The 26858-nt window shown below is 74.0% G+C and carries 26 protein-coding genes; 21 read left to right on the forward strand and 5 right to left on the reverse strand.

All coding sequences use genetic code 11. The features are described from left to right. Nucleotides 1–335 precede the first annotated feature (335 nt). The gene (locus tag ACFVHV_RS11280) at nt 336–1112 is read left to right on the forward strand and encodes an adenosylcobinamide amidohydrolase (RefSeq protein WP_380350770.1); all 777 of its coding nucleotides are present in this window, start codon (nt 336–338) and stop codon (nt 1110–1112) included. Between the two features lie 15 nt (nt 1113–1127). On the opposite strand, the gene ACFVHV_RS11285 is transcribed toward ACFVHV_RS11280, so the two are convergent. Next, nucleotides 1128–1979, reverse strand: coding sequence for an SDR family oxidoreductase (locus ACFVHV_RS11285; protein ID WP_380350772.1), 852 nt, complete (start codon nt 1977–1979; stop codon nt 1128–1130). A gap of 69 nt (nt 1980–2048) precedes the next feature. On the opposite strand from ACFVHV_RS11285, the gene ACFVHV_RS11290 reads away from it, so the two are divergent. After that, entirely contained in the window at nt 2049–2468 is a 420-nt protein-coding gene (locus tag ACFVHV_RS11290; RefSeq protein ID WP_359898321.1) for a MarR family transcriptional regulator, read from the forward strand. A 157-nt stretch (nt 2469–2625) separates the two neighbouring features. On the opposite strand, the gene ACFVHV_RS11295 is transcribed toward ACFVHV_RS11290, so the two are convergent. Next, a complete protein-coding gene (locus ACFVHV_RS11295) occupies nt 2626–3585 on the reverse strand; it encodes an ABC transporter substrate-binding protein (RefSeq protein WP_380350774.1) in 960 nt (319 codons plus the stop codon). Nucleotides 3586–3675: 90 nt separating this feature from the next. Between ACFVHV_RS11295 and ACFVHV_RS11300 the strand changes: the two genes are divergently transcribed. Genes ACFVHV_RS11300 through ACFVHV_RS11310 form a run of 3 tightly spaced genes read left to right on the forward strand, consistent with a single transcriptional unit; the run spans nt 3676 to nt 6640 of the window. Then, entirely contained in the window at nt 3676–4674 is a 999-nt protein-coding gene (locus ACFVHV_RS11300; protein ID WP_359898319.1) for an iron ABC transporter permease, read from the forward strand. After that, a complete protein-coding gene (locus ACFVHV_RS11305) occupies nt 4671–5792 on the forward strand; it encodes a FecCD family ABC transporter permease (protein ID WP_380350776.1) in 1122 nt (373 codons plus the stop codon). Before ACFVHV_RS11300 ends, ACFVHV_RS11305 begins: the two co-directional genes overlap by 4 nt. Further along, the gene (locus ACFVHV_RS11310) at nt 5789–6640 is read left to right on the forward strand and encodes an ABC transporter ATP-binding protein (RefSeq protein WP_380350778.1); all 852 of its coding nucleotides are present in this window, start codon (nt 5789–5791) and stop codon (nt 6638–6640) included. Before ACFVHV_RS11305 ends, ACFVHV_RS11310 begins: the two co-directional genes overlap by 4 nt. A gap of 57 nt (nt 6641–6697) precedes the next feature. Here the strand turns inward: ACFVHV_RS11310 and ACFVHV_RS11315 are convergent, their stop codons facing one another. After that, a complete protein-coding gene (locus tag ACFVHV_RS11315) occupies nt 6698–7261 on the reverse strand; it encodes a YbaK/EbsC family protein (protein ID WP_380350780.1) in 564 nt (187 codons plus the stop codon). A gap of 36 nt (nt 7262–7297) precedes the next feature. Further along, a complete protein-coding gene (locus ACFVHV_RS11320; protein WP_380350782.1) occupies nt 7298–8146 on the reverse strand; it encodes a universal stress protein in 849 nt (282 codons plus the stop codon). Between the two features lie 210 nt (nt 8147–8356). Here ACFVHV_RS11320 and ACFVHV_RS11325 point away from each other — a divergent pair, with 210 nt between their 5' ends. From ACFVHV_RS11325 to ACFVHV_RS11365, 9 genes are all read left to right on the forward strand, one after another. Beyond that, nucleotides 8357–9634 (forward strand): ABC transporter substrate-binding protein, encoded by a 1278-nt coding sequence (locus tag ACFVHV_RS11325; RefSeq protein ID WP_380350784.1) that lies wholly within the window; start codon nt 8357–8359, stop codon nt 9632–9634. Then, complete coding sequence (locus ACFVHV_RS11330) at nt 9631–10563, forward strand: sugar ABC transporter permease (RefSeq protein ID WP_359898313.1); 933 nt, start codon at nt 9631–9633, stop codon at nt 10561–10563. Before ACFVHV_RS11325 ends, ACFVHV_RS11330 begins: the two co-directional genes overlap by 4 nt. Then, nucleotides 10560–11393 (forward strand): carbohydrate ABC transporter permease, encoded by an 834-nt coding sequence (locus tag ACFVHV_RS11335; RefSeq protein WP_359898312.1) that lies wholly within the window; start codon nt 10560–10562, stop codon nt 11391–11393. Before ACFVHV_RS11330 ends, ACFVHV_RS11335 begins: the two co-directional genes overlap by 4 nt. A 99-nt stretch (nt 11394–11492) precedes the next feature. Beyond that, nucleotides 11493–12701, forward strand: a complete 1209-nt coding sequence (locus ACFVHV_RS11340; protein WP_359898311.1) for a sn-glycerol-3-phosphate ABC transporter ATP-binding protein UgpC — start codon at nt 11493–11495, stop codon at nt 12699–12701. A gap of 83 nt (nt 12702–12784) precedes the next feature. Continuing rightward, nucleotides 12785–14476: a multicopper oxidase family protein gene (locus ACFVHV_RS11345; protein ID WP_380350786.1), complete on the forward strand. Its 1692-nt coding sequence runs from the start codon at nt 12785–12787 to the stop codon at nt 14474–14476. Nucleotides 14477–14809: 333 nt separating this feature from the next. Then, nucleotides 14810–15745 (forward strand): SigB/SigF/SigG family RNA polymerase sigma factor, encoded by a 936-nt coding sequence (locus ACFVHV_RS11350; RefSeq protein ID WP_380350788.1) that lies wholly within the window; start codon nt 14810–14812, stop codon nt 15743–15745. A 155-nt stretch (nt 15746–15900) separates the two neighbouring features. Further along, nucleotides 15901–16221 (forward strand): hypothetical protein, encoded by a 321-nt coding sequence (locus tag ACFVHV_RS11355; protein ID WP_380350790.1) that lies wholly within the window; start codon nt 15901–15903, stop codon nt 16219–16221. A gap of 142 nt (nt 16222–16363) precedes the next feature. Beyond that, nucleotides 16364–17275 carry a DUF5133 domain-containing protein gene (locus ACFVHV_RS11360; protein ID WP_359898307.1) on the forward strand — a complete coding sequence of 304 codons (912 nt, stop codon included), beginning with the start codon at nt 16364–16366 and terminating at the stop codon, nt 17273–17275. Nucleotides 17276–17446: 171 nt separating this feature from the next. After that, entirely contained in the window at nt 17447–17887 is a 441-nt protein-coding gene (locus ACFVHV_RS11365) for an SRPBCC family protein (protein WP_380350792.1), read from the forward strand. A 72-nt stretch (nt 17888–17959) separates the two neighbouring features. On the opposite strand, the gene ACFVHV_RS11370 is transcribed toward ACFVHV_RS11365, so the two are convergent. Further along, a complete protein-coding gene (locus tag ACFVHV_RS11370) occupies nt 17960–18370 on the reverse strand; it encodes a hypothetical protein (RefSeq protein WP_359898305.1) in 411 nt (136 codons plus the stop codon). A 460-nt stretch (nt 18371–18830) separates the two neighbouring features. Here ACFVHV_RS11370 and ACFVHV_RS11375 point away from each other — a divergent pair, with 460 nt between their 5' ends. From ACFVHV_RS11375 to ACFVHV_RS11405, 7 genes are all read left to right on the forward strand, one after another. After that, on the forward strand, nt 18831–19418 hold the full coding sequence (locus tag ACFVHV_RS11375; protein WP_380350794.1) for a restriction endonuclease: 588 nt from the start codon (nt 18831–18833) through the stop codon (nt 19416–19418). A gap of 120 nt (nt 19419–19538) precedes the next feature. Continuing rightward, nucleotides 19539–20078, forward strand: coding sequence for a hypothetical protein (locus ACFVHV_RS11380; RefSeq protein ID WP_380350796.1), 540 nt, complete (start codon nt 19539–19541; stop codon nt 20076–20078). Nucleotides 20079–20892: 814 nt separating this feature from the next. Beyond that, a complete protein-coding gene (locus ACFVHV_RS11385) occupies nt 20893–22305 on the forward strand; it encodes a sensor histidine kinase (protein ID WP_380350798.1) in 1413 nt (470 codons plus the stop codon). Next, nucleotides 22269–22925: a response regulator transcription factor gene (locus tag ACFVHV_RS11390; protein WP_359898300.1), complete on the forward strand. Its 657-nt coding sequence runs from the start codon at nt 22269–22271 to the stop codon at nt 22923–22925. The genes ACFVHV_RS11385 and ACFVHV_RS11390 overlap by 37 nt, the downstream gene beginning before the upstream one ends. A 428-nt stretch (nt 22926–23353) precedes the next feature. Continuing rightward, the gene (locus ACFVHV_RS11395; protein WP_359898299.1) at nt 23354–23623 is read left to right on the forward strand and encodes a hypothetical protein; all 270 of its coding nucleotides are present in this window, start codon (nt 23354–23356) and stop codon (nt 23621–23623) included. Beyond that, nucleotides 23616–24233 carry a DUF6879 family protein gene (locus tag ACFVHV_RS11400; RefSeq protein WP_359898298.1) on the forward strand — a complete coding sequence of 206 codons (618 nt, stop codon included), beginning with the start codon at nt 23616–23618 and terminating at the stop codon, nt 24231–24233. Before ACFVHV_RS11395 ends, ACFVHV_RS11400 begins: the two co-directional genes overlap by 8 nt. Nucleotides 24234–24245: 12 nt before the next feature. Continuing rightward, complete coding sequence (locus tag ACFVHV_RS11405) at nt 24246–26681, forward strand: ATP-binding protein (RefSeq protein ID WP_380350801.1); 2436 nt, start codon at nt 24246–24248, stop codon at nt 26679–26681. The last annotated feature ends 177 nt before the right edge of the window (nt 26682–26858 follow it).

The following is a 26858-nucleotide window of genomic DNA, read 5'->3' on the forward strand; positions in this document are numbered from 1 at the left end:
CCCGCCCCCCGGGCCTGGGTGGTTTGGGGGGGGGGGCCCCCCCCGCGGGGGGGGGGTGGCCGGGGCGGGGCGGGGGCGGGGGGGGGGGGGGGGCCCGGCGGCCCCCGCCCACCCCGGTCCCGGTCGGTGATCCGGCTCGCTGGGGAATCGATCCATCCGCACCCCGTGAACCTGCGAATCCCGCGAACCGGCGTGGTGATACCTTCGCAACCGCCGCCCGGACCGGTCGGCGCCGCAGCCGAGCGAACGGCCACCCCGACCGGCCCCGGCTGTCGGACCTGCGAGCGGACGGACCGCGTCCGGCGGGCCGGGGTGCCGTACCCGGTGGAGGGGGAGTGGGCGTGGACGACGGTGCGGTACGGGTGGGGCGGACGGTACGGACCGAGGACGGCGCCTGCCGCCACCTGCTGGTGTGGCGGGCCGGTCCCGGCTGGCGGATGGTGAGCAGCGCGGTGCTCGGCGGCGGGCTCGGGGGCCGCGGGTGGGTGCTCAACGCCCAGGTGCGGCCCGGCTATGCGCGAATGGACCCGGCCGAGCACCTGGCCGAACTGGCCGCCGCGGAAGGGCTGACGGGCCCGGGCGTCGGGCTGATGACGGCGGCCCCGGTGGACGACTGCACCCGGGCCGAGGACGGCGGTGTCACCGCGCTGGTGACCACCGGGATCGGTGTCGCGCTCTGGGCGGCCGACCCCGCCGCGGCGCCGGCCGAGTACCGGCCCGGCACGATCAACATCCTGGCCGTGGTGCCGGCCGCGGTCGCGGACGCCGGACTGGTCAACCTGCTGGCCACCGCGACCGAGGCCAAGGTCCAGGCCCTGCTGGACGCCGGCTACGACTGCTCGGGCACCCCGTCCGACGCGGTCTGCGTGGCCGTGCGCGCCGCGTCCCCCGACGCCCCCGCCGACCCCTTCGGCGGCCCGCGTTCGCTGTGGGGGGCGCGGCTGGCCCGGGCGGTGTACCGGGCGGTGCGGGCCGGTGCCGAGCTCGACCGCGAGCGCCGGGCCCGCGGGGAGCCGGAGCCGCATCCGCTGGCGGTGCCCGGCTGCCGCGTCGCGGACGTCCGCGGAACCCGGCCGGCCACCGTGCCGGTCGCGGGCCTCCTGCCCCGGTGATCGACGGGCCGGGCCCTATGCGACCCAGCCGGAGGTGAGGCCCTGGACGGCCGAGCCGTCGAGGTCCTTGAGCTTGACCCCGGCGAAGGCCCGGGCGGCGTCGGAGGTGAGCATCCGGAAGGCGGGACGCTCGGCGGCGAGCAGGTCGAGGATCCCGGCGGCCACGTCCTCGGCCGCCTGGGCGTTGGCGAAGGCGCCGCGGGTGCGGTCCAGGTAGGCGGCCAGTGCGGGGGCGTACGGCCCGGCCTGTTCGGCCGCGTCGTCCGTCAGGCCCACGTTGCTGACGAACTCGCTGGCCACCGCGCCCGGCTCGACGACGCTGACGGAGACGCCGGCGGTGGCCGCGACCGGGGCGAGGGACTCCATGTAGCCCTCGACCGCGAACTTGGCGGCGCAGTAGGCCTCGTTGAAGGGCTGGCCGACCACGCCGCCGACGCTGGTCACGGTCAGCACGCGGCCCTTGCTCGCCCGCAGCAGGGGCAGGGCGGCCTTCGTGACGTGCAGCACCCCGAAGAAGTTGACCTCCATGACGGCGCGGACGTCGTCGAGGCTCTCCTGCTCCAGGGTGCCGATGTGGCCCGCGCCGGCGTTGTTGACCAGCGCGTCCAGCCGGTCGACGCCGGCCAGGCAGGCCTCGACCGACGCGGGGTCGGTGACGTCGAGCGTCCGGAGGTCGACGGTGACCCCGGCCTCCTCGGCGGCCGCCAGCAGCGGGCCGGCCTTGGCGGTGTTGCGCATGGTGGCGATGACGTGCCAGCCGGCGCGGGCGGCGGCGACGGCGGTGGCCAGGCCGATGCCGGAGGAGGTGCCGGTGATCAGGACGGTCCGGTCGCTCATCTCGCTGGACTCCCAGTGCTTATGGATCATAACCAATATGATCCATAACTATGTGGGCTGACATTTCACTTTGTCAAGCACCTGGATAGTCTGGTGGTCATGTCCCACCCACCGGATGACCTCACCCAGGAGATCGTCGGACTCTTCGCGGCCGTCAACCGCCGCTACGGCCGGGAGTCCGAGGCGGCCGCGGCGGCCCACGACCTGACCGCGCTGCAGGCCAAGGCGCTGCTCGCCGCCGAGGCCCCGGTCCCGACGCGCCGGATCGCCGAGCGGCTGCACGCGGAGCCGTCCAATGTGACGGTGATCGTCGACCGCCTGGAGTCCCGCGGCCTGGTCGAGCGCAGCGTCGACCCCGCCGACCGTCGCGTCAAGCACGTCGCCGCCACCGCCGCCGGCCGCGAGGTCGCCGCCGATCTGCGCGCCCGCATGCCCTTCGCCGGCGACCCGCTGGCCCGGCTCGACGCCGAGCAGCGCGGGGCGCTGCGCGAACTCCTGCGGCTGGTCCTGGAGGCATGACGGCGGACCCCCGGGCGACTGCCCGGGGGTCCGCCGTTCACAACGCGTTGCCGCTCGCGCGCGCCGCCGGCAGGAACCGCCGGAAGGGCCGTCGCCGCATGCGCTGCGACGACGGCCCTTCGGAATGCTCGGGGGGGTAATTCCCCGGCCGCGGCGACTACTTCGCGCCGAAGGCCTTCTCGATGTCCTCGACGACCTTCTCCGCCGCGATCGGGCCGGAGCTGCTGCTCCACACCTGGCCGTCGACGCCCATGAGCTGGTTGGTGCCGGCGGCCTTGAGGCGGGTGAACGCCTCCTGCTTGCGGGCGGTCTCCAGGGCCTTCTCGCCCTCGGCGTTCAGGGTGGCGACGAACACCCGGTCGGCGTCGGCCTTGTTGAGGTTCTCCAGGGACAGCGGGTCCGAGTGGGGCTGGGCGCCCAGGCCGTCGGCGATCGGCATGGTGCCGGCGCCGGCCTTCTTCAGCAGGTCGCCGGGCATGTTGGTGGTGTTCATCACGATCGGCCCGTTGGGCATCCAGCGCATCACGACGGCGCTGCCGGCCTTGCCCTCGCCGGCCTTGGCGGCGCGCTTGTCCAGCGCGTCCAGCTTGGCGGTCAGGTCGTCCTTGCGGCCGAGGGCGTCGCCGTACACGGCGAGCACCGAGCGCCAGTCGCCGGCCTTGGGGACGATGGTCGGGGCCACTGCGGAGAGCTTCTCGTACTGGGACTTCTCGATGCCCGAGGAGGCCAGGATGAGGTCGGGGCCGGCCTTGAGGATGGCCTCGATGTTGGGCTCCTTGACCGTGGCGACCAGCGGGACGGCGTCGGCCTTCAGGTAGGCGGGGGCGGTGGTGCCGCCGCGGCTGGCGCTGGTGCCCACCGGGGTGACGCCGAGTGCGAGGGCGGTGTCCAGTGAGGTGTCGTTGAGGGCGACGACCTTCTTGGCCTCGGCCGGGACCTCCACGGCGCCGAAGGCGGTGTCGATGCTGCGCTTGCCGCCCTTCGCGGCGCTGGAGGAGGAGTCGGAGCCACCCGCGGAGCTGCCGGAACCCGAGGAGCCGCACGCGGTCAGGCCCAGGGCGAGGGCGCCGACGACGGCCGTTCCGAGCAGGGTCTTGGTAAAGCGGGTGCCAAGCATGGGTGTTCTCCGAGGAATGGTAGTTTACGGACGAACCGTTTTTCTGAGGTTAGCCTAACCATACGTAAGGCCCTGACGGGGAGGCCCGGTGTGACATTCCGATCACTCCTGCTGCGCGGACTGCTGCCCGCCGGTGCGATACTGCTGCTCGCCGTGCTGGCGAGCCTGCTGCTCGGCGCGGGAGACGTGGGGCCGTCACGGGCGTTCGCCACCCTGCTCGGTGACGGCGACTCCGACTCCCGGTTCACCGTCTTCCACCTGCGCGTCCCGCGGACCGCCGTGGCCCTCGCGGTCGGGCTCGCGCTCGGCGTGGCCGGCACCGTGCTGCAGGCCGCCGCCCGCAACCCGCTGGCCGAGCCCGGCCTGCTCGGCGTCAGCACCGGCGCCTCCTTCGCCGTGGTGATCGCGATCGTGCTCGGCGCCAGCGCCGCGAGCGTCGGCCCGTACGTCGCCGTGCTGGGCGCCGCCGCCGGCTGCCTGCTGGCGCTCGGCGCGGCCCGGCTGCGCGGCGCCGGCGACGACCCCGTCCGCCTGGTGCTCGCCGGCGCGGCGCTGAGCGGACTGATGAACGCCGGCTCCTCCGTCCTGCTGCTGTCCGACGCCCGGGCCGCCGACGAGATCCGGTTCTGGACCATCGGCTCGGTCGCCGGCCGCGGCACCGACCAACTGCTGGCCGTGCTGCCGGTGCTGCTGCTCGGTCTGGTCCTGGCCCTGCTCTCCGGCCCGGCGCTGACCGCGCTCAGCCTCGGCGACGACGTCGCCACCGGCCTCGGCCACAAGCCCCGCCGGGCCCGCGCCCTCGCGGTGACCGCCGTCGCCCTGCTGGTCGGCGCCGCCACCGCGATCGCCGGACCGGTCTCCTTCGTCGGCCTGGTGGTGCCCTTCGCCGCCCGGGCCCTGGTCGGCCCGGACCTGCGCCGACTGCTCGTGGTCTCCGCCCTGCTGGGGCCCGCCGTCGTGCTGCTCGCCGACGTGGCCTCCCGGCTGGTGGCCCGCCCGTACGAGATGCCGCTCGGCGTGATGACCGCCCTGTGCGGCGCCCCCGTCCTGGTCGCCGTCGTCCGCTCGCACAGAATGCCCGCGCTGTGACCCCCACCGTGAAGACCGCGAAAGCCGCCGCCGCGAAGAACGCCGCGAGCCCCGGCACGCCCCCGGCCGCGACCCGGCTGCCGACCCCGCCCGGCACCCGGCTGCTCGCCCTCGGCGGCCGCTCGGTGCTCGTCCCGGTCCGGCCGCTGCTCGGCGGCGCCGCCCTGTTGCTCGTCGTGGTCGCGGTGACCGCCGTCTGCCTGGCCGTCGGTGAGACGAACCTCGACCCGGTGACCGCCCTGCGCGCCGCCTTCGGTGACGGCACCGCACGCGACGTGCTGCTGGTGGAGAAGCTGCGGCTGCCCCGCGCCGAGGCCGCACTGGCCGTCGGTGCCGCCCTCGGCGTCGCGGGCTGCCTGATGCAGACCCTCGCCCAGAACCGGCTGGCCACCCCGGACACCGTCGGCTTCAACGAGGGCGCCACCGCCTTCGCCGTCGCCTCCGTCACCGGCGTCGCCACCCAGCTGCTGCCCTCCGCCGCCGCCCTGGTGGGCGCCGCCACCGCCGCCTCGCTCGCCTTCGCCCTCGGTGGCGGGGCCGGCCGCAACGGCTACCGCTTCCTGGTCGTCGGCCTCGGCATCGGCGCGGTCTTCGGCGCGGTGACCAACCTGATGCTCTCCCGCGCCGCCATCGACGCCGCCAACTCCGCGTACGCCTGGACGGTCGGCACCCTCAACAGCCGGGACGCCGACGCCGTCGGCCTCCTCCAACTCGGCCTGCTGGTCTGCCTGCCCGCCGCGGTGCTGCTCGGCCGCCGGCTGTCGCTGCTGCGCTTCTCCGACGCCGTCGCCACCGGGCTGGGCGTCCGGGTGCGCGGCCTGCGGGTCGGCGTCCTGGTGGTCGCCGTGGTCTGCGCGGGCCTGGCGGTGGCCGTCGCCGGACCGCTCGGCATGATCGCGCTCGCCGCGCCCGAGGCCGCCCGCCGGATCGCCGGACCGCGCTGCGTCCCGGTGCTCACCTCGGCCGCCGCCGGAGCCGCCTTCACCCTGCTCGCCGACCTGCTCGGCCGCACCGCCCTGTCGCCGATCGAGGTCCCGGCCGGCCTGGTCACCGCCGTCGTGGGCGGCCCGTACCTGCTCTGGCTGCTGCTCACCACCCGTCCCCGGAGGACCGCATGACCGCCCGTACCGCGACCGCCGTGCCCGCCGCGACCGATGGGATTGCTGCCGGAGCGCCCCGGCTGGCGACCAGCGCGCTCAGCCTCGGCCACGACCGCACCGTCGTGGTCCGCGAGCTCGACCTCGAACTGCCGCGGCAGCAGGTCACCGTCATCGTCGGCCCGAACGGCTGCGGCAAGTCCACCCTGCTCGGCGGCCTCGCCCGGACCATCGCCCCGCGCTCCGGCGCCGTGCTGCTCGACGGCAAGCCGCTGACCTCGCTGTCCACCCGCGCGATCGCCCGGATCATCGGCCTGCTGCCGCAGTCCGCCACCGCCCCGGACGGGCTGACCGTCCGTGACCTGGTCCGCTACGGCCGCCAGCCGCACCAGGGCCTGCTGCGGCAGTGGTCCGCCGCCGACGCCGAGGCGGTCGAGCACGCGCTCACCGCCGCCGACCTGCACGAGCTGGCCGACCGCCCGCTGGACACCCTCTCCGGCGGCCAGCGCCAGCGCGCCTGGATCGCCATGGCCGTCGCCCAGGACACCGACATCCTGATGCTCGACGAACCCACCTCGGCGCTGGACATGGGCCACGCCCTGGAGGTGCTGGAGATGGTGCGCGGCCTGACGACCGGGCGCGGCCGCACCGTCGTCCTCGTCCTGCACGACCTCAGCACCGCCTGCCGCTACGCCGACCACATGGTGGCCATGCGCGACGGCGAGGTGGCCGCCCAGGGCGCGCCGCGCGACATCGTCACCCCGGAGCTGGTGCGCGAGCTGTACGGGGTGGAGAGCGTGATCCTCACCGACCCGGTGCACGGCACCCCGGTGGTCTGCCCGGTCGGTCTCGCCCCCCGGACCCGCTGACCCCGGGCCCGCCGGTTCCGGCCCCGCCGGCCCCGGGCCCGGGCGCTGCCGGGCCGGTCAGCCGGCCAGACCCGGCAGCACCCGGGCGCCCGGCAGCTTCGCCAGCGCCCACCCGGGCAGGATGAGCTTGCCCCGCCGCCGCCCGCTGCCGACCAGCACGTACGGGGCCGCGGCCACCGCCTCGTCGATCAGCAGCGGCCAGTCGCCGGGCAGGCCGACGGGGGTGATCCCGCCGTACTCCATGCCGGTCAGCTCGACCGCGGTGTCCATCGGCGCGAAGGACGCCTTGCGCGCCCCCAGGTGGGTGCGCACCGCCCTGTTCACGTCCACCCGGGTGGTGGCCAGGGCCAGGCACGCGGCCAGGGTCACCTCCCCGGCGCGCTTGGCGGCCACCACCACACAGTTCGCCGAGAGCTCCGGTGGGGTGTCGTAGGCCGCGCAGAACACGGCGGTGTCCGCCTTCAGCGGATCGCTGTCCACGTAGAGCACCGAGGCGGCGGCCTCCTGGTCGTCCCAGTTCTTCAGCGCGTCGGCGACGGGCGCGGCGAGCTCCGCGCCGGCCTCCAGCGCGGCCGCGGCGGAGGCGAAGTTCCCGAAGGGCGGGCGTACGGACTCACTCATGGCACCGGACTGTAGCGCGCCCGGGCCGGCTCCCGGTCAGCCGTACGGGACGACCGCGACCGGGCAGTGCACGTGGTGGATCGCGGCGTGCGCCACCGGGCCGAGGTGGTGGTGGCGCAGCGGCATCCGCCGGACGCGGCGGCCGACGACCAGCAGCCGGGCCGTCGCGGCGGCGTCCACCAGGTCGACGGCGGGCTTGCCGCGGATCAGGTCGGTGGTCACCGTCACCTCGGGGTGCCGGGCCCGCCAGGGGTCCAGGGCCCCGTCGAGCCCGCTGCGCTCGACGGCGGAGACCTCGCCCTCCAGGCCGCCGATCGCCCCGTAGGACATGTACTCGCTGCCGGCCGGCGGGGACCAGACGTGGAGGACGCGCAGCGGCGCCGAGCGCAGGGCGGCGGCCTCGAAGGCGAAGGCCAGCACCTCGTCCGCCGGGTGCGCCAGGTCCAGGCCGACCGTCACCGGTCCGTCCGGTTCGTCCCCGCCGGCCCGGACCAGCACCACCGGGCAGTCCGCCCGGCGCAGCACCTCCTGGCTCACCGAGCCGACCAGGAAGCCGCGCAGGGTGCCCAGCCCGCGCGAGCCGAGCACCAGCAGGGCGGCCCCGTGCGCGGCCGCCTCCAGCGCCTCGACGGGATCGGCGGCCACCGAGGAGGCGGCGACCTCCACCGTCGGCGCGAGGGAGCGCAACTCGCTCTCCCGTTCGGCGAGTTGTGCCAGCGCGGGGTGGTCGCCGGGTCTGCTCCCGGGGGCGATCTGCTTCGGCCGGGGCCAGGCCTGGAGGACGTCCAGGCGCAGGCCGCGGCGCTGCGCCTCGCGGGCGGCCCAGGCGGCGGCGGCCAGGCTCTCGGGTGAGCCGTCGAATCCGACGACGACGGGTCCGGTCACGGCGTGCTCCTCGGTTCCGGTGCGGTCCCAGCCTCCGGAGGTTTCGGTGCGGCCAGTATCCGTGCCGACCCGGACCGGCGCCTCCCGGGAGCCCGGGGCCCGGTTCCGCCGTCCGGCTGGTCGCCCGGCCCGGCGGCCCGGCAGGCCGGGGCGGGCCGGGGGAGCCCGGCTAGGGTCGGCCGGACCGGTCCGTCCCAGCGCGGGAGAACGATGCCGAGGGTCCCCACGTTCCGCTCGCGGTGGGCGAGCGCCGCCGCCGGACTGGCCGTGCTCGCCTCCGCCCTGGTGGGCTGCGGGGGTGGCGGGAGCGGCGGCCCGGTCACCCTGAACTGGTACAACTTCCCGGACGACTCGGGCGCCCTCCAGCAGGCCGCCGACCGCTGCGGGCAGCAGTCCGGCGGCCGCTACACGATCCGCTACAACAAGCTGCCCCGCGGCGCCGACGGCCAGCGCCAGCAGCTGGTGCGCCGGATGGCGGCGCACGACACCGAGGTGGACGTCCTGGGCCTGGACGTCACCTGGCCCGCCGAGTTCGCCGAGGCCGGCTGGATCCGCGAGTGGACCGGGGAGATGCGCGCGCGGGCCACCGCCGACACCCTCGACGCGGCCGTGCGGACCGCGACCTGGCGGGACCGGCTGTACGCCGTGCCGTACAACTCCAACACCCAGCTGCTCTGGTACCGCGACGACCTGGTGCCGACCCCGCCCGGGACCTGGGCGGAGATGCTCTCCCGGGCGCAGCAGCTGGCCGCCGAGGGCAAGCCGCACTTCGTGGAGATCCAGGGCGCCCAGTACGAGGGGCTGACGGTCTGGTTCAACACGCTGGTCACCAGCGCGGGCGGCACGATCCTCACCCCCGACGCGCAGGCGCCCTCGCTCGGGGCGCCCGCCGTCACGGCCGCCGGGGTGATGCACGACCTGGCGACGTCGGTGGCCGCCGACCCCTCGCTGCCGAACCAGATGGAGGACCAGAACCGGCTCGCGATGGAGTCCGGGACGGCCGCCTTCGAACTCAACTACCCCTTCGTCTACCCCTCGATGAAGGCCAACCGGCCGGAGCTGTTCCCGCACTTCCGCTGGGCCCCGTACCCCGCGGTGAGCGCCGACCGCCCCGCCAGCGTGACCATCGGCGGGATCGACCTCGCGGTGGGCGCGTACAGCCGGCACCCCGACCTCGCCGCCGAGGCCACCCTCTGCCTGCGCGACCGGGACAACCAGCTCACCAACGCGCTGAAGGGCGGCCTGCCGCCCTCGCTGCGCAGCCTGTACGAGACGGCCGAGCTCACCGCCAGCTACCCGTTCGCCGCCGACGTGCTGGCCGCCCTCGACTCCGCCAGCGTGCGCCCGCAGACCCCGGCCTACCAGAACGTCTCCATCGCCATCTCGCACACCCTCTCCCCGCCCGCCGGCATCCACCCGGAGAAGGACGTGGCCGACCTCCGCGGGCAGATCCAGGACGCCCTCGGCTCGAAGGGGCTGATCCCGTGACACCGTCCACCGAGACCGCCGCCGCGGCCGCACCGCAACCGGCCGGGCCCTCGCGCGGGGCCCGCCAGGAACGCCGGCTGGGCCTGCTGCTGTGCGCCCCCGCGGTGATCGTGATGCTCGGCGTCACCGCCTACCCGATCGGCTACGCCGTCTACCTGTCCCTGCAGCGCTACGACCTGCGCTTCCCCGAGCAGGCGCACTGGATCGGGCTCGCCAACTACGGCGCGGTGCTGACCTCGCCGTTCTGGTGGCAGGCGCTCGGCGTCACGGTGCTGATCACCGTGGTGTCGGTGGCGGTCGAGCTGGTGCTCGGCCTGGCGCTCGCGCTGGTGATGCACCGGACGCTCTTCGGGCGCGGCACGGTGCGCACCGCGGTGCTGGTGCCGTACGGGATCGTCACCGTGGTGGCGGCCTACTCCTGGCAGTACGCCTGGACCCCGGGCACCGGCTACCTGGCCGCCCTGCTGCCGGAGGGCAGCGCCCCGCTGACGGAGCAGTGGCCGGCCGTCGGTCTGATCATCCTCGCGGAGGTGTGGAAGACCACCCCGTTCATGGCGCTGCTGCTGCTCGCCGGCCTGGCCCTCGTCCCGGACGAGACGGTCCGGGCGGCGATGGTCGACGGCGCGAGCTTCGGGCAGCGGCTGCGACTGGTGATCCTGCCGCTGATGAAGCCGGCGATCCTGGTCGCCCTGCTCTTCCGCACCCTGGACGCCTTCCGGATCTTCGACAACATCTACGTGCTGACCGGCGGTTCCAACGGCACCGGCTCGGTGTCGATCCTCGGTTACGACAACCTCTTCACCGCGCTCAACCTGGGCATCGGCTCGGCGATCTCGGTGCTGATCTTCGTCTGCGTGGCCCTCATCGCGCTGGTCTTCGTCAAGCTGTTCGGCGCGGCCGCGCCCGGCGCGGAACCGGAGCACCGATGAGCGGCCGGCACACCCGGACCCTGACCGGCTGGGGCATCGCCAACCTGGTGGTCGTGCTCTACGCGCTCTTCCCGGTGTGGTGGATCGTGGCGCTCTCCTTCAAGGAGCCGAGCACCCTCTCCGACGGCGCCTTCGTGCCCCGCCAGTGGACCCTGGCCAACTACCGCGGCATCTTCCAGACCTCCGAGTTCACCCGCGCCCTGATCAACTCGATCGGCATCGCGGTGATCGCCACCACCATCGCCGTCGTGCTCGGCACCATGGCCGCGTACGCGGTGGCCCGGCTGCGCTTCCCCGGCAAGCGGCTGCTCATCGGGGTGTCGCTGCTGATCGCGATGTTCCCGCCGATCTCGCTGGTGTCGCCGCTGTTCGACATCGAGCGGGCACTCGGGCTGTTCGACACCTGGGCCGGGCTGATCATCCCGTACATGACCTTCTCGCTGCCGCTGGCGATCTACACGCTCTCGGCGTTCTTCCGGGAGATCCCCTGGGACCTGGAGAAGGCGGCCAAGGTGGACGGCGCCACGCCGTGGCAGGCGTTCCGGCTGGTCATCGCGCCGCTGGCGGCACCCGGCGTGTTCACCACCGGCATCCTGGTCTTCATCTTCTGCTGGAACGACTTCCTGTTCGCGATCTCGCTGACCTCCACCACCTCGGCCCGGACGGTTCCGGCGGCGATCGCCTTCTTCACCGGGAGCTCCCAGTTCGAGCAGCCGACCGGCTCGATCGCGGCCGCCGCCGTGATCATCACGATCCCGATCGTGGTCTTCGTGCTGCTGTTCCAGCGCCGCATCGTCGCCGGGCTCACCGCCGGCGCGGTCAAGGGCTGAGACCCCCATCGAGCTTCCGCATCCAGTTCCCGCATCGAGTCCCTTTGTCGAGTTCCCGAGGTTGAGCCCGCCCCACCCGGCGGACCAGGAAGGCGGATCGTGGCCGAGATCGTCCTCGACGGCATCACCAAGCGCTACCCGGACGGCGCCCTCGCCGTCCGCGACGTCGACCTCACCATCGCCGACGGCGAGTTCGTGATCCTGGTCGGCCCCTCCGGCTGCGGCAAGTCCACCACGCTCAACATGATCGCCGGGCTGGAGGACATCACCGAGGGCACCCTGAGGATCGCCGGGGAGGTGGTCAACGACCGCGCGCCCAAGGACCGGGACATCGCGATGGTCTTCCAGAGCTACGCCCTCTACCCGCACATGAGCGTGCGCGACAACATGGGCTTCGCGCTGCGCCTGGCCAAGGTCGACAAGCCGACCATCGCCGCCAAGGTCGAGGAGGCCGCCCGCATCCTGGACCTCACCCGGCACCTCGACCGCAAGCCCGCCAACCTCTCCGGCGGGCAGCGCCAGCGGGTCGCGATGGGCCGGGCGATCGTCCGCGACCCCAAGGTCTTCCTGATGGACGAGCCGCTGTCCAACCTGGACGCCAAGCTCCGGGTGCAGATGCGCACCCAGATCGCCGCCCTCCAGCGCCGGCTGGGCACCACCACCGTCTACGTCACCCACGACCAGGTCGAGGCGATGACGCTCGGCGACCGGGTGGTGGTGATGCGTTCCGGGGTCGTCCAGCAGGTCGGCTCGCCGCAGCAGCTGTACGACGAGCCGGTGAACCTCTTCGTCGCCGGGTTCATCGGCTCGCCCGGGATGAACTTCCTCGGCGCCGCGCTGGAGCGGGGCGTCCTGCGCACCTCGCTGGGCGACCTGCCGCTGGACGACCGCACCCGGCGCGCCCTGGAGCGCGCGGACGCGCCGCGCGAACTGATCGTCGGCATCCGCCCCGAGGACTTCGAGGACGCCGCCCTGGCCGAGGGGCACACCGGAGGGGTCACCGTCACCGTGACCGTCGAGGTCCGGGAGTCGGTCGGCTCGGACGTCTACGTCCACTTCGCGGAGGCGGGCGGACCGGCGGCGACCGAGGGCCTCGCCGGCCTCGGTGGACTTGCCGAACTGGCCGAACTCGCCGCCGACTCGGGCCGGGCCGACACCGGCATGCAGGAGCACCGCGTGGTGGCCCGGCTGAACCCGGCCACCCGCGCCGCCGAGGGCGGCCCGCTGGAGCTGTGGGTGGACACGTCGCGCATCCACGTCTTCGACCCCCGCGACGGGGCCAACCTGACCCATCCGGAGCGTTCGTAGCGTGGTACGGAAGGCCCAACCCCGGGCAGGCACGCGGTGTGCCTGACCGGGGGCCCGCGGAAGTCGACCTAGATTGCCCGGCTATGAGAGAAATTGTCGGAATCAGTCGACGATCGGTACTCAAGGCCGTTCCCGCAGTCGCCGTCCTCGTGGCGGGCTCCGACGGGATCCTCGTCGGGCCCGCGACGGCCGCGACGGCCGCGACCCCCTTCCCGCAGCCGGCCGTCCGCAGCTCCCGGTCCGCCTCCGACGGGTCGAGGGCGGTGCTCGACCAGGCGCTCGACGTCCGGTTCACGGACACCGCCGTCCCGGGCTACGGGACGGTCACCACGCGCACCTACAACGGCACCATCCCGGGGCCCACCCTGCGGGTGCGCGCCGGGGACACGCTCTGGCTGACCCAGGTCAACGGCCTGCCGCCGAACCCGCCGAACCCGCCGAATCCGCAGCACCACGGCGGGCACAACCGGCCGCACCGCGCGAACAGCTTCAACCTGCACACCCACGGCCTGCACGTCTCGCCCTCCGGGAACGCCGACAACGTCCTGCGCGAATTCCCGCCGCGCAGCGCCGACGAGGCCGCGGCCGGCGCCCCCGAGCCGCGGTACCTGACCACCGTCGAGATCCCGCCCGGCCACCCGGCGGGGACCTACTGGTACCACCCCCACGCGCACGGCGCCACCGCCGAACAGATCGCCGGCGGGATGGCCGGGGTCATCATCGTCGAGGGCGACGTCGACGAGGTGCCGCAGATCAAGGCCGCCGCCGACCTGGTCGTCTGCGTCAACGAACTCCGGCTCAAGGACGGAAAGGTCCCCGAGTTCACCTCCGGCGACGCCCTGGCCGCCGTCCCGCCCACCTTCACCGTGAACGGCGCGGTCAACCCCACCCTCGCGCTGCGCCCCGGCGAGGTCCAGCGCTGGCGCCTGGTCGCGGCGACCGCCTTCACCACCCTCTCGCTCCAGGTCACCTCCGGGGAGCGGAAACTGACGATGCATCAGATCTCGATGGACGGCGTGACCTTCCCCGCGCCGGTCGCCGCCGAGACGGTGTCCCTGGCCGTGGGCAACCGCGCCGACGTGCTGGTCCGGGGCGGCGAGGCCGGGACGTACGAACTGCGGGCCAAGGGCGTGCCCGTGCCGCTGATGACGATCGAGGTGGCGGGGGAGGCCGTCCGGCCGCCGATGGAACTGCCGACCACGCTGCCGCAGGGCAAACCCTTCCTCGACGAGAAGGACCTCGCCGACCCGGGCGGCGACCGCGAGGTGGTCTTCCACGTCGACGCGAAGGTCTTCGACCCGCCGTTCCCCAACGCCTACCGCGTCCTCGGCAGCCACCCCACCCCCGCGGCCGACCCCGGCGGCGACCTCACCCGCGACCCCGCCTACGGCCTGTTCGACCCCGAGTTCGTCAACCACACCCTGGAACTCGGCACCGTCGAACGCTGGACCCTGCACACCGACGACTCCATGCCGGCCTTCCACCACCCCTTCCACCTGCACACCAACCACGTCCTCGTCACCCACCGCAACGGCCGACGGCTCGACCCGCCGGTCTGGCAGGACACCGTCGACCTGCTCGGCGGCAAGCCGGGCGACACCGTCACCCTCCTGGTCAAGTACGAGGACTTCACCGGCCGCACCGTCCTGCACTGCCACCAGCTCCAGCACGAGGACCTCGGCATGATGCAGCTGGTCGACTACGTCCAGCCGCGGCTGCCCCGGGAGCCGGGCCGGCCCGCCTGGCCGGGACGGCCCCGCCCGCTCGACCACTGAGCGTGCCGCCTCCCGGCCGGGCGGACGGCGGTCGGGAGGCGGCACGCCCGACCACCAGCGCGGACACCGGTCGGGAGGCGTGCCCGACCGCCCGCGCGGGTCGTGCCGTTGCGTGACCGCCCGGAAGACGGGCGGGAGAACACCCGGAACGTGAGTTCGGAAACGTCTCCCCGGGGTAGGAAGACTGATGCAGCGGCCGTGACCGTTCCGGCCGCTCGGCACCGTGGACGGTGCCGCCGGGACCGCGCTCGAAGAGACCGGGCACGGGTCCTGGGGAAGAGGTCCGCGACGCACGAGGTGCGGATCCGCACGCGTCGCCGGGCGTTCACCCCGATGCCCAGGAGTGATCACGTGTCCATCCACCTGGAAACGACCGACCGGGAGGCCCCGCCCGAGGGCCTGCCCCCCGACCTGCCGCGAAGACCGACGGCGGCCGAACTGCGCCGGATGGGCAAGTCCGAGGCCCGCGAACTGAGCGACGCCCTGTTCGGACGGCTGGCCGGGCTGGCCCGCGAGACCCACGCCTACAGCTACGTGCGCGGCACGATCATCGAGCTCAACATGCCGCTGGTGCGCTTCATCGCGGCCCGCTTCCGCCACCGCGCCGAGGACATGGACGACATCCTCCAGGTCGGCACGATCGGCCTGATCAAGGCCGTCGACGGCTACGACCCGCAGCGCGGCGTCGAATTCCTCACCTACGCGATCCCCACCATCACCGGCGAGATCAAACGGTTCTTCCGCGACACCTCCTGGCCGGTACGGGTCCCGCGCGGCACGCAGGAGCTCTACCTCTGCGTCGCCCGCGGCTCGGACCGCCTCGAACAGGAACTCGGCCGACTGCCCCGCCCCGAGGAGATCGCCGAGGACCTGGACCTCACCGTCGAACAGGCCATCGAGGGACTGATGGCGGGCCGCGTCTACCGCCCCAACTCCCTGGACGCCCTGCGCGACCAGGACACCGACGAGAGCGGCAGCGCCCTGCTCGACCACCTCGGCGGCTGCGACCCCGGCATCGAACTCGCCGACTTCCGCATCGCGGTGCGCCCCCTGCTGGCCCGGCTGCCCGTACGCGAGCAGACCGTCCTCGAACTCCGCTTCTGGAACGGCTGGACCCAGTCCCGGATCGCGGAGCGGATCGGCGTCTCCCAGATGCACGTCTCCCGACTGCTCAGCGCCACCCTGGCCCGGCTGCGCGAGGAACTGGAGGACCGCGACGCCCCCGGCTGGGCCGACGGAGCCGGCGGAGCGGCCGAGGGCGTCGGCTGAGACGGCGGGTGGCCGCTGCGGGTCCGCCTCGGGTCTGTCGTCGGGCCGCCGGGCCGCCGGGCCGCCGGGCGGCCGGGGCCGGGGCGTTAGCGATCGCGCATCCGGGGTACCCGGTGCGGGACCACGGGGGACGGCGCGGCGAGGAGGCGGACACCATGGGCGGACACGAGCGGGCGCGACCGCGCGGAACCGGAAGGCCGCCGCGCCGCGACCGCGCCCCGGAACCGTGGCTGCGCGCCGTCCGGCTCGGCCTGCGCGGCCGGGCCTGGGACCTGGTGCGAGGCCTGCGGCCGCGGACCGTCCTCGGGCTCGCCCTGCTGTCGCTGGGACTCCTGGCCGCCGGACTGGGGGCGTCGAAGACCCCCTTCCTCTGGGGCCTCGCGGGCTGCTGGGCCCTGACACTGGCGACCGCCTTCACGGTGCTCCGCGCCTGTGCCGACGGCCGGACACCCTCGACGGCCCCCGACGTCCGCTGACGGCCCCCGACGTCCGCTGACGGCCTCCGGCGGGTGTCAGCGGCCGTCGGCGGGCCGACCACCGGGGTGAGGCGACCGACAGCGCGGTTTCGCTGCGTGATCGGCGCATACTTTCCGTAAACACACGGAGGTGCTCATGCCCATGGTGGATGTCGCTGCGCTCGGCCGGCTGGTCGCGGAGTACGAGGCCCTGTCCCCGTCGAGCTCGCCGGAGGCCGGGCAGCGGCTGCGCGACGTCTGCTACACGATCGGCATCTACACCGGGGAGGCCGACGCGGTCCGCGCGGTCGCCAGGGCCCGCCTGCTGCTGGCACGCCAAGGCCCGGCCGACGTCGCCACGGCGGCGGCCGGGGCACCGGCGAACGACCGGGCCCGCGCGGCGCTCCTGGCCGAACTCGGCGAACTCGCGGCCCACGAACGGGTCCGGTCCGGGCCCCTCCAGAGCCTGCACGACGTGGTGCAGCTGACCCGGGTCACGGTCCCGGACTGCGTGGGCGCCGCCGTCAGCACCTGGCACGACGACGGCTCGGTCGAGACCTTCGCGGCGACCCCCTCCTACCTGCTCGCCCTCGAACGCGCGCAGGGCGGCTCGGAAGCGGGCCCGCTGCCCCGGCTCCGCCGCCAGGGCGAAGGACAGGTCGTGGTCCGGCTGGACCCCGGCCGGTCGGACCGGTTCGCCGACCGGGCCCGGCGCTGCGGCGTACGGGCCGTGGCCGGCGCCCACCTGCGCACCCACCCGCACGGCTGCACCGTGTTCAGCGCCTACCTGCGCACCCCGGTCGAGCCGGGCACCCCGGCCCTCGGCCTGGTGGAGGTGCTCGCCCTCCAGGCGTCGGCCGCCCTCGACCGCTTCGCCCTGTCCAGGGCGGTCGCCGACCTGCTGGACCGGCGGCACGCCACCGGCCTCGCCATCGGCATCACCGCCGAACGGTTCGACGTGACCCCGCACACCGCGCTGAGCCTGCTCGTCGGCGCCGCCCAGCGGCTGGGCACGGACCTCGACACCGTGACCCGGCACCTGGCCGAGGGCGACGGGCCGCGCTCCGCGCCCTGAGGCGGGCCGGTCGGGCCGGTCCGGTTGGTCCGGGCCGGTTGGTCCGGGCCGGTCCGGGTCGGACCCGACCGCCGGGACGGTGGCGGGACGCGGGATGGTTGCGCCGGTGCCGGACGGGCAGGTGCACAGACGGGCGGGAAGGCCCCGGCCGCAGCCTACGAGGAGGTCCTCATGAGCACGGTGAAGGAATCCGTGGACGTGGCCGTGCCCCTGCACACCGCCTACAACCAGTGGACGCAGTTCGAGGAGTTCCCGCGCTTCATGGAGGGCGTCGACTCGGTGACCCGGCTGGACGACCGCCACATCCACTGGCGCACCAGCATCGACGGCGTCGCCCGCGAATACGACACCGAGATCGTCGACCAGGAGCCCGAGGAACTGATCGCCTGGCGGTCCGTGGACGGCGAGACGGACCGGAAGGAGAAGGTGACCTTCCGGCGGCTCGACCCGGGCCACACCCGGGTCACCCTCGCCGTCGACCTCCGGCCCGAGCGGCCGGGGGAGAAGGCCGGCGAGGCCAGGGCCGCGGTCGACCACCGGGTGAAGGGGGACCTGAGACGCTTCAAGGAGTACGCCGAAGCACGCGGACGGGGGCCGAGCGGCCCGGGCTGAGCCGGCCGCGGCTCGCTGCGCTGCCCGTCCGGACGGTGCCGCCGGCCCGGCGGAAGCCCCGGGCCGGCCCCGTCACCCCGTGGCGGCCCGGCGGGCACCGCTCCGGTACTCGGAGACGGCCATCGCCCCCAGCAACAGCAGCACCGGCGCCGCGAAGATCGCGAACAGGTAGTTGCCCGACAGCGCCGCATACCCCAGCAGCAGCACCTGCACCCCGGCCATCGCCACGACGAGGACCCTGCCGTCACCGGGCCGCAGACGCCAGAGCTCGCGCACCGCCAACCCGTTGATCCCGGCCATCGTGTACCCCCCGAGCGCCAGCAGGTGCGGCACCACCTTCGACCTCGGCGCCACCTCGTCCTCGAACCCGATGCCGTTGTAGAGCAGCGGCACCGCGATGCCGAAGTACAGCACCACCGCCACCGACTCCAGGACGAGCAGCACGGTCGCCGCAGCCCGCGACAGCCAGGAGAGACGGGTCATGGTGTTGAGCCTTCCAGGGGGTTGACGCGGCGACATCCAGTGCGGCGGGCCGAAGCGGAGGTCCGCGGCTGCCCCTCGCCACCGGACGCGTGGCACGACGGGCACGACGCATGACAGGCGCGACGGGCGCGATGGGCATGATGGGCACGCCTCATGGCACCGTCCGACCCGGCAGCCTCGGCACCGCAGCATAGTCAAGAAATGGCAAAGGCTGTACTGCGCCGCAGGTCGGAGAGCGCCCTTGCCCGCACGCGCGGGAGGCCGGGGCGGCGGGGGTTCGGCCGTCGGTTGCCGGGATTCGGTCAACTCGGCCGTCCGGCCACCGGAGTTCGCCCGGATCGCGGGCGTACCGGCACGGCTGCTTCTACGCTCGTCCGCATACCGTGGCGTGAGGGGGAGTGCCGTGGCCCGTAGTCCTGTCCGGCGACGTCGGTCGATGACCGCCCGCCGGGTGCGGTGGATGAAGCGGAACGCGCCGCTGCTGGGGGTGGTCGCGCTGGTCGCGGTCGTTCTGGCTTCGCTGGTGGTCCGCTGGCTTGCCCAGCACCTCGTGCTGGTCGCCGTGCTGCTGGTGGCCGGCGCGGGTGCGGGTGTCGCCGTTCTGCGCTCGCGAGTGCGGGCCCGGCGGCGGGAGTTGGATGCGCGGACCGCCCAACTGCGGCACATCGGGCCGTTCCTGGCGATGACCCCGAAGGCCTTCGAGCACGCGCTGGCGGACCTGTGCCGCCGGGACGGCTGCACGAAGGTGAAGGTGGTCGGCGGGGCCGGCGACCTCGCGGCGGACGTCCTGGCCACCACCCCGGCCGGGCAGCGGATCCTCATCCAGGCCAAGCGGTACGGGCCGCGGACCTCCGTCGGCTCCCAGGACGTCCAGAAGGTCAACGGCACCTACCGCGACGTCCACCACTGCGACCTGGCCGCCGTGGTGACGACCGGCTCGTTCACCAAGGCCGCCGCCGCGTTCTGCACCCAGGTCGGCATCCGCGCCGTCGACCAGCGGGCGCTCGCCCTGTGGGCGGACGGGCGGGGCAGGCCGCCGTGGGCCTGAGCCACGGCTTCCGCGGCCGGCGCCCGTAGGACCGGGCTCCCGGGCGGCGCCCGGTCGTCCACGACGGCGGCTGTCGGAGGGCCCGCCTAACCTGGCGCAGAGAACAGGAAAAGGCGGGGCATGAGCGTGGACTTCTTCTGGCGGCGGGTGGACGGAGCGGTTCTGGACGAACTGTCGCCGAGGGAGCTCCGTGCCCTGGTGCCCGGCTGGTTCGACGACGACTTCGGGCCGCTGGACGAGGCCGGTGCGGTGCTGGGCGTGGAGCGCAACGGGTACCTGATGGACGTCGCGCTGACGAAGGCGTCCGGCAGCTCGGGCCCGGACTCCCCGGCGGCCCGACTGCCGGTGTTCGGTGGTGAGGAACGGGTGGTCGTCGAGGGGGATCCCGACTGTGACGACGAGTTCACCGAGATCAAGGTGTGGGTGCTCCGGCCCGATGAGGTCCGGACGGCATCGGGCTTCCTGGACGCGGTGGGCGTCGACGGGTTGGTGAGGACCGTGGACACCGCGGTGGCGGCCGAGGTCGTGTCCCTCGGGTTCGCCACCCCGTGGTCCCAGGCGTGGGCCGACGCTCTGACCGCCGACCTCCGCAGGCTGAGGGACTTCTTCGCCGCGGCCGCCGCGGCCGGCGACGCGATGGTCAAGGTCGAGGCCGCGTAACACCTGGTGCGCGGCCCGGGCTACCGCGGCGGGTCGGCGGGCGGGGTCGGGGTCGGGCCGTCCGGGGGTGGCTCGCCGAGCCTGCCGGTTCCCTTGCCCGACGGCCGCTGCTCGGATTCCTCCGGAGCCGCGATCCCGTCCGGCAACGGCAACGGCAACGGCAACGGCAACGGCATCGGCAATGGCATCGGCGGGTGGGCGGGCACCCTGGTGGGACCGCGGGAGCCGAGGCCTCGCTGCCTGCGCCACTGGCCCTGCCGGTCGCGCGGGATCCGGTCGCTCACGACGTCCTCCTGGTGGTGCTGGGGCTCACCATTGTGGCCCGGGGGGAAGGAGTGTGTGGTGGGAAACCCGTCACTGTGCCACCCTCCGCGCGTCCCGGGCGCGCCCCCGCCCGCGGTGGAGGCATCGGGGCGGGGTGGGTCCAGCCCCACCCCCGGCGGGGGTGCAGGTGGATTCTGCCGTCGTCCCGCCGTCCCTAGCGTTGATCGCGTGCCGCCCGATGCCCTGGGCGGCCGTGACGACGCGGGGAGGACGAGGTGCGGGAAGCGGTGGGTGCGGGGCAGAGGGCCCCGGCACTGCGGCTGTCGGGGCTGCGCAAGCGGCTCGGCTCGGTGGTGGCCGGCGACGGGGGCGAGCTGCCCGTGCCGCGCGGGTCGTTCCACCGGCTGACCCGCGGTCAGCAGCGTTCGACACCGGGGCGGATGCGGAGCCGGATGCGGGGCCGAGCTCGGGTCCGGACGCGGGCGCGGCTGCCCGGGCGGACGACTGCGATCATGAACGACCCGCAGCACCGAACCCGACCGGAGGACTCGTGAGCAGCCCGCAGACCCCAGCCGCCCGCGAGCCGGGCGGCGACGCACGCCCGCCCGGTGGCGACGCCCGCGAACGGGCCGACGCCGTCCGCGCCTGGGCCGACGCCGTCCGCGAGCCGGGCGCCGCGGCCCGCGAGCTGCGCGCCGCCGCCCGGGCACTCGGGTGGCTCGCCGTCCTGACACTGCTGATACCCGTCGGGGCGGCGCTGACGACGGTCTTCCTGCTGTCCTTCCTGCTCTGGGGCTGCCTCGGGATCTTCCCGCTCTTCCCGGCCGCCACCCGGATGGTCCGCTCCGCCGCCGAGGCGGCCCGGTGGGCGGCCGGCCACTGGTCAGGGGTGCCCGTGCCGCCGCCGTACCGGCCGCGCCCGGCCCTGGAACGCACGCTCCACGGCTGGTACTGGACCGGCCACGACTACCACAGGAACCGCTGGCTCGCGGGCCTGGCCCTGCGCGTCCGCTGGCTCTGGACCGACCCGGCGACCTGGCGCGACGCCCTGTGGCTGATCGCCGACCCGCTGGTCGGCGGCGCCGTCGTGGCCGCACCCGTGCTGCTGGTCGGCACCGGCCTGTACGGGATCGTCCAGGCGCCGCTGCCGTACGACCTGCCGTTCGGCGGTCTGCCCGCACTGCTCCTCGGCCTCCTCGGGCCCGTACCGATCGTCGCCGGGCTCGCCCTCGCCCGCCCCGCGCTGCGCCTGCACGGCCGGTGGACCGGCACCCTGCTCGGGCCCACCGAACGCTCCCGGCTCGCCCGGCGGGTCGAGCAGCTCACCGAGATCCGGCTGGACGCCACCGAGGCCCAGGCCGCCGAACTGCGCCGGATCGAACGGGATCTGCACGACGGCGCGCAGGCCCGGCTGGTCGCGGTGAGCCTGCGCCTGGGCGCGGCGGCGGCACTGATCGACCGTGATCCGGAGCAGGCCAAGCGGGTGGTGACCGACGCCCAGGAGAACGTCACCCAGGCGCTCCAGGAACTGCGCGACCTGGTGCGCGGCATCCACCCGCCGGTCCTCGCCGAACGCGGACTCGCCGAAGGCGTGCGGGCGCTGGCCCTGGACGTCCCGCTGAAGGTCGAGGTGCGGACCGAACTGCCCGGACGGGCCGAGGCGCCGGTGGAGTCGGCGGTCTACTTCGCGGTCAGCGAGGCGCTCACCAACGCCGTCAAGCACGGCGACGCCCGGCACGCCGCCGTGCACCTCACCCACGCCGCCGGACTGCTCCGCGCCGAGGTCACCGACGACGGCCGCGGCGGCGCCGACCCGGACGGCGGCAGCGGCCTGAAGGGCATCCGGCGCAGGCTCGCCCCGTTCGACGGTACGCTCACGCTGACCAGCCCCCCGGGGGGTCCGACCAGGCTGATCATGGAGCTACCGTGCGTGTTGTCCTCGCCGAGGACCTCGTCCTGCTGAGGGACGGCCTCTCCCTGCTGCTCGGTGCCCACGGGCACGAGATCGTCGCCGCGGTGGAGAGCGGACCCGAACTGGCCGCCGCGATCGCCGACCACCGCCCCGACATCGCGGTGGTCGACGTCCGCCTGCCCCCCACCTACACCGACGAGGGCCTCCAGGTCGCGCTCGCCGCCCGCCGCGAACGGCCCGGCCTGCCGGTCCTCGTCCTCTCCCAGCACGTCGAACAGCTCTACGCCCGGGAACTGATCGCCGACGGCACCGGCGGCGTCGGCTACCTCCTCAAGGACCGGGTCTCCAAGGCCGACCAGTTCGTCGACGCCGTCCACACCGTCGCCGCCGGCGGCACCGTCATGGACCCCCAGGTCATCTCCCGCCTCCTCGCCCGCAACGCCTACGACCAGCCCCTCGCCCTCCTCACCCCGCGCGAACGCGACGTCCTCGCGATGATGGCCGAGGGCCGCTCCAACGCCGCCATCGCCCAACGGCTGCACTTCAGCGAGGGCGCGGTCAGCAAGCACACCTCCAACATCTTCGCGAAGCTCGACCTCGGTGCCTCCGACGACGACAACCGCCGCGTCCTCGCCGTCCTCGCCTACCTCAACGGAACACGCACGCCCTGAGGCCAAGGACAGCGACCAGCTGGTCCTCGTGGGTGCGGGGAACGCGGTGTCCCCGAGACCGACGTCACCCCGGGAGCCGGCCGGCCCCCGTGGGTGTGGAGGGTTCCTCCCGCGACCTGGCCTGATGGGGTGGGTGGGCATCTCTTGCATGGCTGGGCGTGTTGGTGTGTGAACTCCAGTGCTGCAACGAACTGTTGACTCCCCAAGGAGAATTTGCCGCAGTCCATGAGCCAGTGGCATATGCGCGGCGGACCGCTTCTCCCGCCCCGGGTGGATGAATACCGCCGCAAATGGTGCCGATGTGCTGCGATGGTGATCATTTAGAAGTACATAGCGAATGTACTAAATATTCCCCTGGCTCACCGTCAGGTGTAGGATGACCAAACCCGCGGTTCTGCGCCGAAAGCAATATCGATAGGGGGGCGGGCATGGCTCGTGGATGGGAAGCCGATCCTTCCGCTTTTCTGGCGAAGCGTCTGGGAAAGTCAGCGAAGGAACTCGGGACGTCCGAGGACCGGGACGAATGCCCGGACATCTGGCAGCTCTCGAACGGTGACATCGCCGTGATCGGCCGGGACCTCACCGACAACTACCGTGACCGACTTCCCGAGGACGTTGCCCTGGGGCCGGGTGAGCGGCTCGTCGTCATTCCGGGTGTCATGCTCAGCACGGCAAAAGCGGACATCGCGGATGCCTGATCGGCGGGCTCCCGAGCTGAGGGCCGAGTGGGGAGAGGTTCTCGCCCGGGACGACTACAAGCGCGACTTCCGCGAGCGGGACGCGCTGGTGCGAGGCCGGGACTCCTGGAAGCTGGAGCGGCGCCAGCACTTCGAGGAGCAGGGCAGCCCGAGTTGGGAGGCCGCCCGTCGAGGCGACTGGGGCGAGGCGCTGCACCTCCTGGAAGGCCGACGCGAGGCGCTGCGCGAGATCGGCCGGGAGGACGAGGAGCGCCAGTCCTGCTTTCACCGGGTGCGGGTGGTCGAGATGCCGCTGACGCCGTACCTGCGGTGGGAGCTGCACTCGTTGCGGATCAGGGCCGAATGCGGCGAGCGAATCCATATCGTCGACGCCATGACGCTGGCCGCTTCCGAGGAATCCGGGCAGCTGCCGGAAATCGTCATTCTCGGTGGTCGTACGCTCTATCAGGTTCGGTATTCGGAAACAGGAATTCCCGTCGGGGCGATCAGATACACCGACCCCGATCTCGTCCGCCGGTGGGAGAGCTACATCACGGATCTCCACCGGGCGGGCGAAGACGTCCTGGTGTACTTCGATCGTGAGGTGGCACACCTCCTCCCACCCGCATAGGAACGGAGCGCAGTGGCAGAGCAGCACGGCGGGAGCATCGACGGCCCGGGAAGCACGCGTTCCACCGTGTCCGGGTCCTCGGCCCAGGACGTCGTCCAGGCCAGGGACGTCAGCGGAGGCATCCACTTCCACGGCCGGTCCGACCGGTCGAGTGCCGCCCCGACTCCCCGCCAACTGCCTGCGGACGTACGCGGTTTCGTGAACCGTACGGACGAGCTTCACCAGCTGGACTCCGCCCTGACCGGCGAGGACCGGAACCCGCCCGATGCCGTCGCTTCCGCCGGCACCACGTCCGCCGCGGTCGTCGTGATCGCCGGGACCGCCGGTGCCGGGAAGACCGCACTCGCCCTGCACTGGGCCCACCAGGCCCGGCATCGGTTCCCCGACGGCCAGTTGTACGTCAACCTCCGCGGCTACGATCCGGGCCGGCCCGTCACCGCCCAGGAGGCGCTCCACCGTTTCCTGATCTCCCTCGGCGTCGCTGCCCAGTCCGTTCCGTCCGACCCCGACGCGGCCGCCGCCCTCTACCGCTCGCTCCTCGCCGAGCGCCGTCTCCTGGTCGTCCTCGACAACGCGGCCAGCGCGCACCAGGTCCGGCCGCTCCTGCCCGGCAGCGCCGGAAGCCTCGTGCTGGTCACCAGCCGCAGCCGTCTGTCCGGCCTCGCCGTACGCGACGGTGCCCGTCGGCTCACCCTGGGGACCCTGCCCGAGGCGGAGGCCGTCGCCCTGCTGCGTGCCGTCACCGCCGGGCACAGGCCCGAGGACGACCCCGCGAAGCTCGCCGAACTGGCCCGTCTCTGCGCCCAACTGCCGCTGGCCCTGCGGATCGCGGCCGAACGCGCGGCCAGCCTGCCCCACATGGGTCTGGACGACCTGATCGACGACCTCCGCGACGAATCCGCGCTCTGGGACGCCCTCAGCGTGGGCGACGACGAGGACGTCGACGCCGTCCGTACGGTCTTCGCCTGGTCCTACCGGGCCCTGCCCGACCAGGTCGCCCGCCTGTTCCGGCTCCTCGGGCTCCATCCCGGCCCCGACTTCGGGCTCCACGCCGCGGCCGCCCTCGCCCACCTCACCCCCAACCGCACCCGACAGCTCCTCGACTCCCTCGTCGGCGCCCACCTCGTGGAACAGGGCGCACCCGACCGCTACCAGTTCCACGACCTCCTGCGCGCCTACGCCACCGACCAGGCCCAGCAGGAGGAAGCCCCCGCACAGCGCCGGGCCGCACTGCGGCGGGTACTCGACTGGTACCTGCACACCGCCGACGCCGCCCAGCAGTGGCTGCGGCCGGCCGAAGCCCGGCTGCCGCTCGACCAGGCGGCGGACGGAGTCCGGCCGACGGTCCTCGCCGACTACAACGCCGCCGTGGACTGGGCCGAACGCGAACGCGCCAACCTCCTCCAGGCCGTCCACACCGCCTCCGCGGCAGGCGAGGACCGGCGGACCTGGCAGCTGGCCGCGGTCCTCTGGAACGCCCAGGCCCCCTCGGCCCCCGGCGCGGACTGGCCGGTGGCGGGCCGGCTCGGGCTGGCAGCCGCCGAACGCCTCTCCGACGACACGGCCCGCGCCGTGCTGCTCACCGACCTCGGCATGGCGTACACCCGGGTCAACTCCCTCGGCGACAGCCTGGAGTGCCACCGCAGTGCCCTGGCGCTCTGGCGTGAACTCGGCGACCGGCTCAACGAGGCACACTCGCTCAACCTGCTGGGACTGGTCCACCTGCACAGCCGGCAACTGGACGACGCCGCCCGGCACTTCGAGCAGGCGCTCGCCGCCTTCCGGCAGTTGGGCGAGGCCCACTGGGAGGCCACCGCACTCTCCAACCTCGCCAGCACCCACTGTCGCGCCGGACACCTCCCCGAGGCCGCGGCCGCCGTCGGCCAGGCACTGACCGCCCACCGCGCACTGAAGAACCAGCGCGGCGAGGGAAACGCCCTGCGCCTGCTGAGCGACATCCAACGCGAGGACGGCGACCCGGCCGGTGCACTCGCCTCGGCACACGCGGCACTGGACATCGCCCTGAACCTCCGTGACCACCGCCTGGAGGGTTTCTGGCTCCTCACCCTCGGCGACGCCCAACGGGCCGACGGCCAACCCGCCGACGCCCTCGACTCCTACCAGCGCGCCGCCGTCCTCCATCGCCGCCTCGGTGACCGCAGCCGCGAAGCCCTCGCCTGGCAGGGCACGGGCGAGACCTACCGTCACCTCGACCGTCACACCGAGGCCGCCGCCTTCCTCCGCCGGGCCGCCACCACCCACCACGAACTCGGCGACCCCTGGCACGAGGCACTGGCCCTCGACGCTCTGGCGGCGACCGTGCTCGCCGACGACGGGGAAGCGGCGCGGCGCCACCGGACGCAGGCGCTCGCGCTGCTGGACGGGTACGAGGACGCGCGGGCGGTCGCGGCGCGGGAGCGGATCGCGCGGTCGGTGGAAGCGGACTGACGGCGACTGCGGTGGGCGGCGGGGGGATCGGCGGCAGTGGCCGCTGCCGTGGCCGCTGCATCGGCGGGTGATCCGGGCGCGGGAGCGCGGGTTCCCTGTGCCGGTGCTTGGCGGGGCGGGGCGGGGCGGGGCGGGCGTGGTCGGGGCGGGTGTCGTGCCGCGGGCGCCCGGCGGATG

This window comes from Kitasatospora sp. NPDC127116, assembly GCF_042677365.1.
GTDB lineage: Bacteria > Actinomycetota > Actinomycetes > Streptomycetales > Streptomycetaceae > Kitasatospora > Kitasatospora lactacystinica.

Bases quoted from the DNA above. Each gene is read 5' to 3' on its own strand.
- ACFVHV_RS11285 (WP_380350772.1), bottom strand. From the start codon at position 1,979: ATGATCCATAAGCACTGGGAGTCCAGCGAGATGAGCGACCGGACCGTC.
- ACFVHV_RS11290 (WP_359898321.1), top strand. From the start codon at position 2,049: ATGTCCCACCCACCGGATGACCTCACCCAGGAGATCGTCGGACTCTTC.
- ACFVHV_RS11295 (WP_380350774.1), bottom strand. From the start codon at position 3,585: ATGCTTGGCACCCGCTTTACCAAGACCCTGCTCGGAACGGCCGTCGTC.
- ACFVHV_RS11310 (WP_380350778.1), top strand. From the start codon at position 5,789: ATGACCGCCCGTACCGCGACCGCCGTGCCCGCCGCGACCGATGGGATT.
- ACFVHV_RS11315 (WP_380350780.1), bottom strand. From the start codon at position 7,261: ATGAGTGAGTCCGTACGCCCGCCCTTCGGGAACTTCGCCTCCGCCGCG.
- ACFVHV_RS11325 (WP_380350784.1), top strand. From the start codon at position 8,357: ATGCCGAGGGTCCCCACGTTCCGCTCGCGGTGGGCGAGCGCCGCCGCC.
- ACFVHV_RS11335 (WP_359898312.1), top strand. From the start codon at position 10,560: ATGAGCGGCCGGCACACCCGGACCCTGACCGGCTGGGGCATCGCCAAC.
- ACFVHV_RS11345 (WP_380350786.1), top strand. From the start codon at position 12,785: ATGAGAGAAATTGTCGGAATCAGTCGACGATCGGTACTCAAGGCCGTT.
- ACFVHV_RS11350 (WP_380350788.1), top strand. From the start codon at position 14,810: ATGCCCAGGAGTGATCACGTGTCCATCCACCTGGAAACGACCGACCGG.
- ACFVHV_RS11355 (WP_380350790.1), top strand. From the start codon at position 15,901: ATGGGCGGACACGAGCGGGCGCGACCGCGCGGAACCGGAAGGCCGCCG.
- ACFVHV_RS11360 (WP_359898307.1), top strand. From the start codon at position 16,364: ATGGTGGATGTCGCTGCGCTCGGCCGGCTGGTCGCGGAGTACGAGGCC.
- ACFVHV_RS11365 (WP_380350792.1), top strand. From the start codon at position 17,447: ATGAGCACGGTGAAGGAATCCGTGGACGTGGCCGTGCCCCTGCACACC.
- ACFVHV_RS11370 (WP_359898305.1), bottom strand. From the start codon at position 18,370: ATGACCCGTCTCTCCTGGCTGTCGCGGGCTGCGGCGACCGTGCTGCTC.
- ACFVHV_RS11375 (WP_380350794.1), top strand. From the start codon at position 18,831: ATGAAGCGGAACGCGCCGCTGCTGGGGGTGGTCGCGCTGGTCGCGGTC.
- ACFVHV_RS11380 (WP_380350796.1), top strand. From the start codon at position 19,539: ATGAGCGTGGACTTCTTCTGGCGGCGGGTGGACGGAGCGGTTCTGGAC.
- ACFVHV_RS11395 (WP_359898299.1), top strand. From the start codon at position 23,354: ATGGCTCGTGGATGGGAAGCCGATCCTTCCGCTTTTCTGGCGAAGCGT.
- ACFVHV_RS11400 (WP_359898298.1), top strand. From the start codon at position 23,616: ATGCCTGATCGGCGGGCTCCCGAGCTGAGGGCCGAGTGGGGAGAGGTT.